The organism is Gilliamella sp. B2838, from assembly GCF_026536185.1.
Classification (GTDB): domain Bacteria; phylum Pseudomonadota; class Gammaproteobacteria; order Enterobacterales; family Orbaceae; genus Gilliamella.
This window is the reverse complement of record NZ_JAFNOO010000005.1, coordinates 149,564-162,763: the sequence shown is the minus strand read 5'-3', so window position 1 is coordinate 162,763 and position 13,200 is coordinate 149,564. Positions and strand designations below refer to the sequence as shown.

Below are 13,200 nucleotides of genomic sequence, written 5' to 3'. Positions count from 1 at the left end.
TTAAAAAATGGCTGAAGTTACCGCTTCTATGGTAAAAGAACTGCGTGAAAGAACAGGCGCAGGCATGATGGAATGTAAAAAAGCATTAGTTGAAGCGAATGGTGATATTGATCTTGCTATCGACAATATGCGTAAATCAGGTCAAGCAAAAGCGGCTAAAAAAGCTGGCCGTGTTGCTGCTGAAGGTGTAATTATTTCTAAAATTTCTGCTGATAAAAAATCAGGTATTATTTTAGAAATCAACTGTGAAACAGACTTTGTTGCAAAAGATGCTGGTTTTATCGCATTCAGCGAAAAAGTAGCAACAGCTGCATTAAATGATCACATTACTGATCTTGCTGCTTTACAAGCTAAATTTGAAGAAGAGCGAACAGCGTTAGTTGCTAAAATCGGTGAAAACATTGGTATTCGTCGTGTTCAAGCAATCGCTGGTGATGTGGTTGGTAGTTACCAACATGGTGCTCGTATCGGTGTTTTAGTTGCAGCTAACAGTGGCTGTGATGAAGAATTAGTTAAACATATCGCTATGCACATCGCTGCAAGTAAACCTGAATATGTTAATCCAAGTGATGTTCCGGCTGATGTGGTTGAACATGAACGCAATATTCAAATCGATATTGCAATGCAATCAGGTAAACCACGTGAAATCGCTGAAAAAATGGTTGAAGGCCGTATGCGTAAATTCACGGGTGAAGTATCGCTTACTGGTCAACCATTTGTAATGGATCCAAGTAAAACTGTAGGTGATCTACTTGCTGAGAAAAAAGCGACAGTTGCGACATTTATCCGCTTTGAAGTGGGTGAAGGTATCGAAAAAGTCGAAGTTGATTTTGCAGCCGAAGTTGCTGCGATGTCGAAACAATCTTAATTGTTTTATAAAAACCGCCGTAAAGGCGGTTTTGTTTATCTACAAAATATTTTAAAATTATTACCCGCTAGCTAACCTAGTTTGTCAGGTAATTAAATAACGAAATAGTGAGACTTCATATGGTAACCCCTTTCTATAAACGTATTCTTCTAAAACTCAGTGGTGAAGCACTACAAGGCGATGAAGGTTTTGGTATTGATCCCACCGTTCTTGACCGTATGGCACAAGAAATAAAAGAACTAATCGAAATGAATGTTCAAGTGGCTGTTGTTATTGGGGGCGGTAACCTATTTCGTGGTGCAGGTCTTGCTAAAGCAGGTATGAATCGAGTAGTTGGCGATCACATGGGGATGCTAGCAACGGTAATGAATGGTCTTGCAATGCGTGATGCTCTGCATCGAATAGAAGTTAATGCGCGTTTAATGTCTGCTATACCTTTAAATGGTGTGTGTGATGATTATCGTTGGACTGAAGCAATTAGCTTACTTCGTCATGGTAAGGTGGTTATCCTTTCAGCAGGTACAGGTAATCCGTTTTTTACAACCGATTCTGCTGCTTGTTTACGTGGTATCGAAATTGAAGCAGATGTGGTTCTAAAAGCGACTAAAGTTGATGGTGTATATTCTGCTGATCCTGTTAAAGATCCAAATGCAACGCTTTATAAAACATTAAATTATGAAAAAGTATTAGATGATGAACTAAAAGTTATGGATCTTGCCGCATTTACATTAGCGCGTGATCACAATTTACCTATTTGTGTGTTTAATATGAATAAACCTGGTGCATTACGCCGTGTCATTTTAGGTGAACCAGAAGGAACATTAATTAATAATCAGGCAACAGTTAGCTGTTAGTCTTTGTTATTTTAAATAAGGTTTTTATTATGCTAAATGAGATTCAAAAAGAAGCGCAATCGCGCATGGAAAAAAGTATTGATGCGTTTCAAACTCATATTTCTAAAGTGAGAACAGGCCGTGCATCACCAAGCTTATTAGATGGTATTATGGTTGAATATTACGGCAGTCCAACACCACTACGTCAATTAGCGAACGTGGTTGCAGAAGATGCAAGAACCCTTGCTATTACAGTATTTGATAAATCATTAACACCAATAATTGAAAAAGCAATTTTAACTTCAGACTTAGGACTTAATCCCGCATCAGCAGGTACAGTAATTCGAGTGCCTCTGCCACCATTAACTGAAGAACGCCGTCGTGATTTAACAAAAATCGTGCGTAATGAAGCTGAACAAGGTCGCGTGTCTATTCGTAATATTCGTCGTGATGCCAATGATCAGATTAAAGCACTGTTAAAAGATAAAGAAATTTCAGAAGATGATGAACGTAAATCACAAGATTTGATTCAAAAAGCTACCGATGCGGCAATTAAAAAGTTAGATTCGGTACTCGCCGATAAAGAAAAAGAGTTAATGGAATTTTAATTTGTGAGTTTATAAGCCTAGTTATAACAACTAGGCTTTTTTTTATGTAAATAATTTGCTTCTTAAGATCGGTTTTTTCAATTAATGTTTCATAAAAATAGATAATTACTGTTTTATTATTTTATTTGTTGGATGCAGTGATAATTCCTATTCACCGTTAGCATCGCAAAAGCAGGTTAATGATTCCAATCCATTATAGGTAGTTCAGTATTATGCCTAATTAACCGTAAATTCGGAAAAAAGTTAATTTGAGTGCTAATCATGGTAAAAGTACTAATCCTAAATAGAAAAGAGTTTTAGGCATGATTTATCGTTATGCTTCGATCAAATGGATGAGCGACTGTAAACACGACTGGTTGATATTGATATTACCAAGCTTAAAAACGGTTAATTATAACTGAGGTTTTATTTAGTAATTATTGGTTTAAATTGTCTATATTGTGTGATTAGTTTTGTTTCTAATTATCATAATTTAAGTATATAATGTGATGAAAATAACATTATAGGGCTATATTTGTTATTTTTATAACATTTACTAACATTTATAAATGACTAACAATATTTACTAGACATCATTAACAATAATTAAAGGAAAGCTTATGGATTATGCAAAGTATATTGATCATACTCTACTTGCAATGAATGCCACAGAAGATCAAATACGTAAACTCTGTGATGAAGCAAAGCAGTACCATTTTTATTCCGTGTGTGTGAATTCTGGTTATGTACCTTTAGCCGCTAGCTTATTAAAAGGTAGCGACGTCAAAGTTTGCTCGGTTGTTGGTTTTCCTCTTGGTGCGATGTTAACTTCTGCAAAAGCATTTGAAACTGAAATGGCGGTTAAAGCGGGTGCGCAAGAAATCGATATGGTTATCAATGTTGGTTGGCTAAAAAGCAATGATTGGGATGCCGTTAAAAAAGATATCGATGCGGTCTTTAAAGCATGTAATTCAGTGCCATTGAAAGTAATTTTAGAAACTTGTTTATTAACTAAAGATGAAATCGTAAAAGTTTGTACAATTTGCAAGGAAATTGGTGTTGCTTTTGTTAAAACTTCTACAGGATTTAGTACATCAGGCGCAACGGCTGAAGATGTCAAATTGATGCGAGACACCGTTGGTGATAAAATGGGTGTTAAAGCATCAGGTGGTATTCGCGATCGGCAAACTGCTGAGAAAATGGTTCAAGCTGGTGCTACACGGTTAGGCGCTAGTGCAGGCATTGCAATTGTTTCAGGCAATTCTACCTCATCAAGCAACTATTAATTGATCCTTTCATAAGCTACTGCAAAGTAGCTTATTGCTATTTAATGGAATGGCAATGGAAACACAACCTCAAAAAAGAGTTAACGCACTTATTGAGTACCTAAAATCGACCGATAAAATTCATTTAAAAGAAGCGGCTCAAATGTTAGCTGTATCTGAAATGACGATTCGGCGTGATATTAACAATCAACCTTCACCTTTAACGGTATTAGGCGGTTATATTGTTAATCAGTCCCAAAATCAAATTACCCAATACTTTGTTAGCGATCAGCAAGATAAACAGGTAGAAGAAAAACGTTACATAGGTAAGCTTGTTAGTCAACTAGTTAACGAAAACGATACTCTTTTTTTTGATTGTGGTACTACCATCCCCTTTATTATCGATGCAATTCATGAGGATATATCCTTCACTGCAATTTGTTATTCGCTTAATGCCTTTTTAGCGTTACAACATAAACCGAAATGCAAAATTATTTTATGCGGTGGGCATTATCAGCTTAACAATGCCATCTTTACCAGTATTAGTCCACATAATCAATTAGATTTTATATGCCCTAATAAAGCTTTTATTTCGGCTGCAGGTATAGATCTTATACAAGGTGTTACTTGTTATGATTTTGATGAACTGAGTATGAAGCATCAAGCCTTAAATAAGTCTTGTCAGAATATTTTAATTGCTGATCATACCAAGTTTAATCAGGTTAAGCCGGCTTTTATTGCTGAACTTAATCAGTTCTATCAAGTGATTACGGATAAAGCGCCAAGCGCTCAGTACCTTACTTTTTTTAACGATAATAATATCGGTTTAATTTATTGATGATGAAAAATATTACAATTTTAGGTTCAACAGGATCAATTGGCTGTAGTACGTTGGCCGTTATTCGGCAAAATTGGTCACAATTTAAAGCTTATGCCTTAGTCGGCGGTAAAAATGTCAGCAAAATGACCGAACAGTGCCAAGAATTTAAACCTAAATACGTGGCTATGGCTGATGAGCAAGCTGCCATAGCGCTTAAGGCTAATTTGCTAAATCTGAATTTAGATATTGAGGTATCGAGTGGTGAACAAGCTATCTGTGACTTAGCTCAATTACCGGAAGTCGATTACGTTATGGCGGCTATTGTCGGCGCGGCTGGATTAAAACCGACCCTTGCTGCTATTAAAAAAGGTAAGCGTATATTACTGGCAAATAAAGAGTCATTAGTGACTTGTGGTCATTTATTTATGCAGGCGGTGAAGCAATATGGCGCACAGTTACTACCGGTCGATAGTGAGCATAATGCTATTTTTCAAAGTTTACCCTGTGCCGTTCAAGAACAATTAGGCTTTGCTCATTTAGCCGATTATGGCATAACTAAAATAGTACTAACCGGCTCGGGTGGTCCATTTCGAGATTTACCTTTAAACTCGCTCATTTCAGTTACACCCGAGCAGGCGGTTGCGCATCCTAATTGGTCAATGGGAAAAAAGATTTCAGTTGATTCAGCAACGATGATGAATAAAGGCTTAGAGTATATTGAAGCCAGATGGCTATTTAATGCCAGTTTCGATGAAATGGAAATTATTATTCATCCTCAATCGATTATTCACTCTATGGTACGTTACCAAGATGGTAGTGTCATCGCTGAACTAGGTGTACCGGATATGTGTACACCTATTGCCTATGCTATGTCATATCCACAGCGTATTTTGTCAACTGTACCACCCTTAGATTTTACAAAAGTTTCGGCATTGACGTTTACTGCCCCCGATTTTAATCGCTATCCTTGCTTAAAATTAGCGATAGATGCTTTTAATCAAGGGCAAGCGGCAACGACGGCTTTAAATGCCGCCAATGAAATCGCTGTCGTGGCTTTTTTACAACGCAAAATCGGTTTTATGGATATTGCAAATCAAGTTGCGGCAACCTTAGATAAACTCAATTTACCCGAACCCAAGACTATCGAGGATGTGTTAGTAATTGATAAGTGGGCTCGACAACAGTGTAGTAAGCTATAACTTAAGTGTTATAGCTGTGTTTTATAGACGCGGCAAGGTGTGCCCATCGCAATGACATTACTTGGTATATCACGATCAACTATGCTACCAGCTGCAATAACGGTGTTATCGCCAATGGTCACATTAGGTAATACAATCACATTGCCGCCGATCCAAACGTTATTGCCGATTGTAATTGGTTTTGCAAATTCAAGTCCGCTATTGCGAATTTGACTATCTAATGGGTGTCCTGAGGTATAAAATCCACAATTGGGTGCAACTAATACATTATCGCCAAAAGTAATTTTAGCCGCATCTAACATAATGCAATTGAAATTAGCAAAAAAATTTTCGCCAATTTCAATATTGTAGCCATAATCACATTGAAAACCAGGCATGATCGTAAACTGTTGCCCAGTTTTGCCTAATAGGATTTGGAATAACTGTTGTCGTTGCTGTTTGGCTAGTGGCGATAATTGGTTTATTTGAAAACAAATATCTTGTGCATAAAGCCTTTCGTTAGCCAGTAAATCGATCTCTGGGTTATAGAGCATACCTGCTAGCATTTTCTCTTTTTCGCTCATGTTGCTACGCCATTTGTTTTGCTGTTAATGCAGGGTTATCACTAATAAATGATTGTAAAAAAGCGCTATCAGGAAGTGCAGTTAACGCCCCTTTTTGAGTTGTTGCTAACGCGCCGCAAGCACTGGCAATAGTCATCATGCTTTCTAACATAAGTTTATCGTCTGGCATTCCGGACGTTGCAATACTACTGAGTAATCCTGCAACAAAAGCATCGCCTGCACCGGTTGTATCAATACTGTTAACATGATAGGAATCGAACGAAAATGTTTTACCATGCCATAAAACTACACTGCCATCTTTACCTTTTGTAACTAATTTGAGTGTTGCATCATAATGTTGTTGTAACTTATTTAAAGCGGCACTCCAATCGTTAGATTCGGTTAACCAAAATAGCTCTTCATCGGAAAGTTTTAGTATGTCGGCATCATGACAAAATTGCGTAATAATTGTGCGCATTTCATTTTTATCATGCCACATTTGTTCGCGTAAATTGACATCAAAGCTGATTAAACCCTTTTTACCATTCAACCTTTCAATCGCTGTTTTTAATGTTTGACGGCAAGTCTGCCCAACTAAAGCTAGCGAGCAAAAATGCAAAATATCTTGGTTAAAATCAGGAATCGCCTGCTGAGATAGAAACTGATCGGCAGACGGCGACACTAAAAAAGTAAAACTCCTTTCGCCATTATTACCCAGATCAACCACCACCGTACTGGTTCTATGGTTATCATCTTTTTCTAAACTTTGGCAATCAACGTGGTATTGATTAAATGTTTTTTCCATAAAGTGACCAAAAGGATCATTACCAACACGACCTATAAATGCGGAAGGAAGTCCCAATTTCGCTACACCAATAGCGACATTTGCAGGTGCTCCTCCTGCACAGGCTTTGTAATTCATATCACCAAATGGTAAAAGATCGATAACAGCATCGCCAAGCGACCAGACTTTAGTTTTATTCATTTTGTTACTCAATTTAAAGTTAATAGGTTTAAGTGTTGTGACTTTATGGCTGGTTTATTTAAACAGTTAAGTCAGCTTAAACGAAGTTTTATAATTAGTCATTAACAATAGACTAAAGCATTTACAAAAAAATTCATTGTTAACGTTAAAAATGTGTGATTATTATCACATATTTTGCCTGTTAATTGATCAAAAGTTAACGTTAACAATTAAGTTAGGGTAATATAGCTTGATAAGAAAGGTGGCTATATTAAAGTCATCATATTGATGAAAATTATATTTAATGCGGAATGTATAAAGGGGAGTTTATGTCTACTGCAATCGATCAAGCAAATCAAGCTGTTAAACAGTTAGAAAAGGTAATGAATAAACAGTACTATCCATGTTTTCATCTGGCACCACAGTCTGGATGGATGAACGATCCTAATGGTCTTATCTATTTTAAAGGTCAGTACCATGCTTTTTATCAGCATCATCCTTTTGATGAAAACTGGGGACCGATGCATTGGGGGCATGTGGTGAGTGATGATTTAGTCACATGGAAAAGATTACCTATTGCGCTAGCACCGGGTGATGCGTTTGACAAAAGCGGTTGTTTTTCTGGATCGGCAATAGATAAAAATGGTGAGCTTTGTTTAGTTTATACCGGTCATATTTGGTTACAAGGTCAAGGGAATGATGAACACATTTGTCAAACTCAATGCCTTGCTACAAGTAAAGATGGTATTCATTTTGAAAAACATGGCACTATTTTAACTCCAGAAGATGGCATTATGCATTTTCGTGATCCCAAAGTTTGGCAACAAGCAGGTCAATGGTGGATGGTGGTAGGGCAAAGGGATAACAATGATGTTGGACAAATATTATTGTATCGCTCTCACGATTTTAAAAAGTGGCAATTTGATCACGTGGTGGTTAGTCATATCGATCCTAATGTCTATATGCTTGAATGCCCTGATTTTTTCCCGCTTGGTGATAAATGGATCTTGATGTTTTCACCGCAAGGTATGAAAGCAAAAGGTTATCAATACCGTAACCGATTCCAATCAGGCTATATTGTCGGTGATTGGCAACCTGGGAAAACGTTTTCGATAGTTAAACCATTTCAAGAAATGGATTTTGGTCATGATTTTTATGCACCACAATCGTTTGTTGCAAAAGATGGTCGGCGCATTATTTTTGCTTGGATGGATATGTGGGAATCAATGATGCCAAGTAAACAAGATAAATGGATGGGCGCCTTTACGCTTCCGCGCGAATTAGTTTTAGATCGCAATAATAATGTCCGTAACCGTCCAATTAAAGAGCTTGAAGCATTACGAGAAAAGCCTAAAAACCTGAGTGAAATAACACTCAATAATGAATTGAAAAATACCGATATTGAATCAATTAGTTGCGAGATTAATGTCGATATTGATTTAACCCAAAGTAATGCTGAACGTTTCGGTTTACAGCTAGCGGCAACGCCAGATGGTAAGCAAGCCACACTATTGTATGTGGATCTGCAATCGAATCGTATTGTACTTGATCGTAGTCTTTCAGGATTAGCATTAAAGGGATATCGCAGTGTTCGGTTACCTAAAACTAAAAAGTTAAATTTGCATATTTATGTTGATGCTTCATCTGTTGAGGTTTTTGTTAATGGTGATTTATATAGTCTATCGAGTCGTATTTATCCAAAATTACCGGCTAAACGAATCGTTAACTTATTTGCTGAAAATGGCCAAGCAAAAATTATAAAATTAGATAGTTGGCAGTTAAAATCAATTTATGAATAATTGCTAATCATCCCACTACTTTAGTGTAGTGGGATAACAGTTTTTGTTTATAATGAATCTCGTTGCAAAAATGGCGCAGGTACATAGATTACGTTTTTGTTAGTTTGGTTGTTTATGATGTGTAATGCGGCTTGTTCGCCTATCTGATAATGAGGTAATTGTACGGTGGTTAGCGGTGGATAAAAAAGTTCTCCTGTGCCGACCATATTATCATAACCTACAACTGCGATATCTGTTGGAATATGAAAACCTTGACTTAACAAAAATTGATAAGCAACAAATGCAATACGGTCATTGCCACAAATTAACACATCAAAGTCTGGTTTTTTGTTACAGTGCTGTTTTAATATATCAACTGTCATCATATATTCTTGGGTAAGGTTATTTTCTACCGTTGTGGTGTGGTAACTGATAATGTCATTTAAATTACGACCTGCGTCTAACCATGCTTGCTCGGCACCTTTACGGCGAGTTTTACCAGCTAAGCTGGTATTTGACAAATAAATACATAATGGTTTTTTATAGCCTTTTTTAATCACTTGTTGCATGGCGTAGTATTGACCTGTGTAATCATCCGGAATATAACACGCTAGATCTTCACTATCACAGATGCAATTGGCTAATACCACGTTTTTCCCGAGTAACTTTGTCGGAAGTTCAATTTTTCTTAGTCCCATAGTGGTATAAATAATGCCATTAGGTCGATAAGATAGCAGAGTATTAATGGCATGATTAGCTTGTTTATCATCAAATAGATTAACAATAAAAGTATTCCAACCGTGTTGTTGTGCTGTTTTTTCGATCGCTTGTAATAATTCTACAGAAAAAGGGGTCATTGCTGTTTCTAATGCTAAAACACCTATTGCACGAGGGCCAGAGTTATCGCCACGAATTTTACGTGCTGACAAGTCCGGCACATAGTCAAGTTGCTCAATTGCTTTTTGAACCCGATTATAAGTCTGTTTATTTAATTTTTCAGGATTATTAATTGCGCGTGATACCGTCATCAACGAAACCGACGCCAACTTTGCAACATCCTTAAGTGAAGCCATAATTAAATCCTTTTGTTTAGCATTAAAAAAATCTTTTTCTAATAATTATTTCAAATGATGATACCACAAATAAAAATGATAAAAAGTGTGAGGGAGTTATCATTTATGATAACCGGTTGTATCTATTTTCTGTCAATTGTGACAATAATGTTAACATTAACATGTTAACGTTAAACTTCACAATATAAGAGTAATAAATATGAATATAATAGCAAATAGAAATTATTGGTTTTCATCTGGTTATCTTATTACCTTTTATGCAGCTTGGTCTCTTTGGTGGTCTTTTTATGCAATATGGTTAAAAAGTAAAATTGGCTTATCGGGTGAGCAACTTGGAACGGTTTATGCGGCAAACTCGGCTGCTGCCATGTTTTTTATGATATTTTACGGCATCATTCAAGATAAATTACAAATCGGCAAAGCTGTTATTACCTTTCAAAGTATCGTGATGATATTAATTGGTCCGTTTTTAATTTATGTTTATGAGCCGTTATTAAAAAGTGATTTTATTATCGGTGTCTGTATTGGTGCACCAGTGTTGAGTGCCGGATTTATTTCTGGATGTGCTTTAATTGATTCGTTTATTGAGCGCATTAGCCGCTTATTTGGTTTTGAGTTTGGTCCAGCTCGCTTTTGGGGATCGTTTGGTTATGCTGCCGCGACGTTTGTTGCTGGTATTTTATTTGGTATCGATCCTCATATTAATTTTTGGATGGCATCTGCTGTTGCTGTTATCTTTTTTATTATTAATTTGACCTTTACGCCAAAACGTTATCCAGTGGATGCAAACAAGGATAGGGTTATTGAAAAAACCTCAACCATTCCAACATTAAGTGAAATTTTCTCATTATTTGGTATGAAAAAATTTTGGCTATTTGTATTTTTTATTATTGGGACAAATAGTTTTTATACCATTTATGATCAACAACTGTTTCCAAATTTTTACACAAGTTTTTTTGAAAAAAATGAAGATGGTTACCGCGTTTATGGTTATTTAAACTCTTTTCAAGTTTTTTTAGAGGCGGCCTGTATGATCTTAGCACCCTATTTTATTAATAAAGTGGGTGCTAAAAAGTCACTATTAATTGCTGCACTCGTGATGATTTGCCGAATTGCTTTATCTGCATCACTACATAATGTTTATCTGATATCATTAATAAAACTATTTCATGCCATTGAAACGCCGCTGTTTATTTTGGCGGTATTTAAATATGTTGTAGCTAATTTTGATGCTAGATTATCATCAACCCTCTATTTAGTTGGCTTTAATATTTCATCTAATATTGGTGTGATTGCACTGTCATGGGTGGTGGGTAAATTATTTGATAATACTGGCTATTCAACAACGTTTTATGTGCTTGCTAGTATTGTGCTATTTATTTTAATTGTTGCTATATTTACCTTAACCAATGATCGAAAAAATAGACTTCAATCACAATAGTTATTGTTATCCACTTTATAAAATGGAAACGGAAGTTTCCATTTTGCTATTTAGTTTATGATCAATAAATACAAAGCTTGCTTCTATGATGAGTTTGCGAAACAATAGATAATCACTATGATTAATGTCTATAGGTTGTTGTTGTGAATATTACCAAAACAGTAGTTACGCCTGATATGCTATGGCAAACAATCAGGCAAGAAGCATCAAAATTAGTAGAAAGTGAACCGATGCTAGCCAGTTATTTCCATGCCACTTTGCTTAATCACGAAAATTTAGGTAATGCATTAAGCTATATTTTAGCCAATAAACTTGCTACCCAAGTCATGCCAGCAATTGAAATTCGTGAAATTGCACGGCAGGCTTATAAGGCTGATCCGCATCTTATTCAATCCGCTATTACTGATATTATTGCGGTTTATGTGCGTGATCCCGCCACTAATTATTATTCAACTCCTTTACTTTATTATAAAGGCTTTTTATCGTTGCAAGCTTATCGTATTGGACATTGGCTTTGGCAACAAAATCGTCAATCACTCGCCACATTTTTACAAAGTCAGATTGCTATTGTGTTTGGCGTTGATATTCATCCAGCTGCAAAAATTGGCTGTGGTGTGATGTTCGATCATGCGACAGGTATTGTCATTGGTGAAACTGTCGTCATAGACAATGATGTATCGATTTTACAATCGGTAACACTGGGTGGTACAGGTAAAGAGAATGGGGATCGTCATCCAAAAATTCGAGAAGGCGTCATGATTGGTGCTCATTCAACGATTTTAGGTAATATCGAAATTGGTAAAGGGGCAAAAATTGGTGCCGGTTCAGTCGTATTAGAGCCAGTGCCAGCCCATACAACTGTTGCTGGAGTACCAGCAAAAGTGGTCGGCTGCCCTGATTGTGATAAACCAGCTTTGAATATGGATCAAGAAATTTGATTGCGTGAAAAGATTTCCGTCGACAATAGTCGACGGTAGGTCAAAACCAAAATTTAGTGGTTAGAATTAACATTCACATCCATAGTTGGATATGGAATATTAATACCATTTTCAGTTAGTAGATTTTTAATATTTTCCAGTAATTCTGCTTTCACTGACGGGTAATTTTCGTTTGATGTCCAAACCAAAACATTAAAGTTCATTGATGATGCATCTAACAGATCTAAACGAATAATTGATTCTTTATTTGTCAAAATATTGTTGGTTTGGTTTACTGCTTGTCTTAGCACTTGGTAAACATTTTGAATATTTGAATCATAACCCACATTAATAACCAAATCTAAACGTCTTTCTGGTAAACGGGTAAAGTTGATTATATTGGCACTAACTACCTGACTATTAGGAATAACAACAAGTTCGTTAGTTGGTGTAACAATCGTTGTTGAAAAAATCTGTATAGAGTCAATGACGCCTCTTTGACTGTTGATAACAACGGTTTCACCCACTTTAAACGGACGAAATATTATTAATATGACGCCAGCGGCAAAGTTAGACAGTGAACCTTGCAGTGCCAAACCAACAGCTAAACCTGCAGCACCGATAACTGCGACAATTGAGGCTGTTTGTACGCCTAACTGTCCTAAAACTGCAACCAGTGTCACGACCATAACGGCATAATAAGATAATGCGCTGACAAATTTCACCACTGTTGGATCAACATGGCGGCTGCTTAAAATGCGTTTTAATTGACGACTGATAAACTTAGAAATTGCTCGACCAATTATAAAAATAATAATGGCAAAACAAAAATGCGCTATATAGCTAAGCACAATGCCATCATATTTATCAATAAATGCGGTAGTTTGAGTTAAAATATTTTCAAAATTCATCA

The 13,200-nt window shown here is 36.3% G+C and carries 13 protein-coding genes; 9 read left to right on the top strand and 4 right to left on the bottom strand.

Translation table 11 applies throughout. The annotated features are described in order from the left end of the window. The first annotated feature begins 7 nt into the window (after positions 1 to 7). The 6 genes from tsf to ispC all read left to right on the top strand — a co-directional run bounded on the left by tsf (position 8) and on the right by ispC (position 5,572). On the top strand, positions 8 to 868 hold the full coding sequence (tsf, locus tag J3U63_RS07545) for a translation elongation factor Ts (protein WP_065633746.1): 861 nt from the start codon (positions 8 to 10) through the stop codon (positions 866 to 868). 119 nt (positions 869 to 987) lie between these two features. Continuing rightward, positions 988 to 1,722, top strand: a complete 735-nt coding sequence (gene pyrH, locus J3U63_RS07540) for a UMP kinase (protein WP_065633747.1) — start codon at positions 988 to 990, stop codon at positions 1,720 to 1,722. A gap of 29 nt (positions 1,723 to 1,751) precedes the next feature. Next, positions 1,752 to 2,309 carry a ribosome recycling factor gene (gene frr / locus J3U63_RS07535; protein WP_323849501.1) on the top strand — a complete coding sequence of 186 codons (558 nt, stop codon included), beginning with the start codon at positions 1,752 to 1,754 and terminating at the stop codon, positions 2,307 to 2,309. Between the two features lie 599 nt (positions 2,310 to 2,908). Beyond that, the gene (deoC, locus tag J3U63_RS07530; protein ID WP_267333994.1) at positions 2,909 to 3,574 is read left to right on the top strand and encodes a deoxyribose-phosphate aldolase; all 666 of its coding nucleotides are present in this window, start codon (positions 2,909 to 2,911) and stop codon (positions 3,572 to 3,574) included. 55 nt (positions 3,575 to 3,629) lie between these two features. Next, entirely contained in the window at positions 3,630 to 4,391 is a 762-nt protein-coding gene (gene deoR / locus J3U63_RS07525; protein ID WP_267333995.1) for a DNA-binding transcriptional repressor DeoR, read from the top strand. A gap of 2 nt (positions 4,392 to 4,393) precedes the next feature. After that, complete coding sequence (gene ispC / locus J3U63_RS07520) at positions 4,394 to 5,572, top strand: 1-deoxy-D-xylulose-5-phosphate reductoisomerase (protein WP_416381302.1); 1,179 nt, start codon at positions 4,394 to 4,396, stop codon at positions 5,570 to 5,572. Between the two features lie 8 nt (positions 5,573 to 5,580). Here the strand turns inward: ispC and J3U63_RS07515 are convergent, their stop codons facing one another. Then, positions 5,581 to 6,135, bottom strand: a complete 555-nt coding sequence (locus J3U63_RS07515; RefSeq protein ID WP_267344499.1) for a sugar O-acetyltransferase — start codon at positions 6,133 to 6,135, stop codon at positions 5,581 to 5,583. A 4-nt stretch (positions 6,136 to 6,139) separates the two neighbouring features. Further along, positions 6,140 to 7,099 carry an aminoimidazole riboside kinase gene (locus tag J3U63_RS07510; protein WP_065633752.1) on the bottom strand — a complete coding sequence of 320 codons (960 nt, stop codon included), beginning with the start codon at positions 7,097 to 7,099 and terminating at the stop codon, positions 6,140 to 6,142. Between the two features lie 308 nt (positions 7,100 to 7,407). Between J3U63_RS07510 and J3U63_RS07505 the strand changes: the two genes are divergently transcribed. Next, positions 7,408 to 8,877, top strand: coding sequence for a glycoside hydrolase family 32 protein (locus J3U63_RS07505; RefSeq protein WP_267371157.1), 1,470 nt, complete (start codon positions 7,408 to 7,410; stop codon positions 8,875 to 8,877). Positions 8,878 to 8,924: 47 nt separating this feature from the next. Here the strand turns inward: J3U63_RS07505 and J3U63_RS07500 are convergent, their stop codons facing one another. Further along, a complete protein-coding gene (locus J3U63_RS07500) occupies positions 8,925 to 9,929 on the bottom strand; it encodes a LacI family DNA-binding transcriptional regulator (protein ID WP_267348587.1) in 1,005 nt (334 codons plus the stop codon). A 199-nt stretch (positions 9,930 to 10,128) separates the two neighbouring features. Here J3U63_RS07500 and J3U63_RS07495 point away from each other — a divergent pair, with 199 nt between their 5' ends. Next, on the top strand, positions 10,129 to 11,370 hold the full coding sequence (locus J3U63_RS07495; RefSeq protein WP_267334000.1) for an oligosaccharide MFS transporter: 1,242 nt from the start codon (positions 10,129 to 10,131) through the stop codon (positions 11,368 to 11,370). A gap of 176 nt (positions 11,371 to 11,546) precedes the next feature. After that, positions 11,547 to 12,308 (top strand): serine O-acetyltransferase, encoded by a 762-nt coding sequence (gene cysE / locus J3U63_RS07490; RefSeq protein WP_065633811.1) that lies wholly within the window; start codon positions 11,547 to 11,549, stop codon positions 12,306 to 12,308. A gap of 53 nt (positions 12,309 to 12,361) precedes the next feature. On the opposite strand, the gene J3U63_RS07485 is transcribed toward cysE, so the two are convergent. Then, on the bottom strand, positions 12,362 to 13,198 hold the full coding sequence (locus tag J3U63_RS07485; RefSeq protein ID WP_267348591.1) for a mechanosensitive ion channel domain-containing protein: 837 nt from the start codon (positions 13,196 to 13,198) through the stop codon (positions 12,362 to 12,364). Positions 13,199 to 13,200 lie beyond the last annotated feature (2 nt).

Coding starts and splice junctions, on each gene's coding strand:
- tsf (WP_065633746.1), top strand. CDS start 8: ATGGCTGAAGTTACCGCTTCTATGGTAAAAGAACTGCGTGAAAGAACA.
- pyrH (WP_065633747.1), top strand. CDS start 988: ATGGTAACCCCTTTCTATAAACGTATTCTTCTAAAACTCAGTGGTGAA.
- frr (WP_323849501.1), top strand. CDS start 1,752: ATGCTAAATGAGATTCAAAAAGAAGCGCAATCGCGCATGGAAAAAAGT.
- deoC (WP_267333994.1), top strand. CDS start 2,909: ATGGATTATGCAAAGTATATTGATCATACTCTACTTGCAATGAATGCC.
- deoR (WP_267333995.1), top strand. CDS start 3,630: ATGGAAACACAACCTCAAAAAAGAGTTAACGCACTTATTGAGTACCTA.
- ispC (WP_416381302.1), top strand. CDS start 4,394: ATGAAAAATATTACAATTTTAGGTTCAACAGGATCAATTGGCTGTAGT.
- J3U63_RS07515 (WP_267344499.1), bottom strand. CDS start 6,135: ATGAGCGAAAAAGAGAAAATGCTAGCAGGTATGCTCTATAACCCAGAG.
- J3U63_RS07510 (WP_065633752.1), bottom strand. CDS start 7,099: ATGAATAAAACTAAAGTCTGGTCGCTTGGCGATGCTGTTATCGATCTT.
- J3U63_RS07505 (WP_267371157.1), top strand. CDS start 7,408: ATGTCTACTGCAATCGATCAAGCAAATCAAGCTGTTAAACAGTTAGAA.
- J3U63_RS07500 (WP_267348587.1), bottom strand. CDS start 9,929: ATGGCTTCACTTAAGGATGTTGCAAAGTTGGCGTCGGTTTCGTTGATG.
- J3U63_RS07495 (WP_267334000.1), top strand. CDS start 10,129: ATGAATATAATAGCAAATAGAAATTATTGGTTTTCATCTGGTTATCTT.
- cysE (WP_065633811.1), top strand. CDS start 11,547: ATGCTATGGCAAACAATCAGGCAAGAAGCATCAAAATTAGTAGAAAGT.
- J3U63_RS07485 (WP_267348591.1), bottom strand. CDS start 13,198: ATGAATTTTGAAAATATTTTAACTCAAACTACCGCATTTATTGATAAA.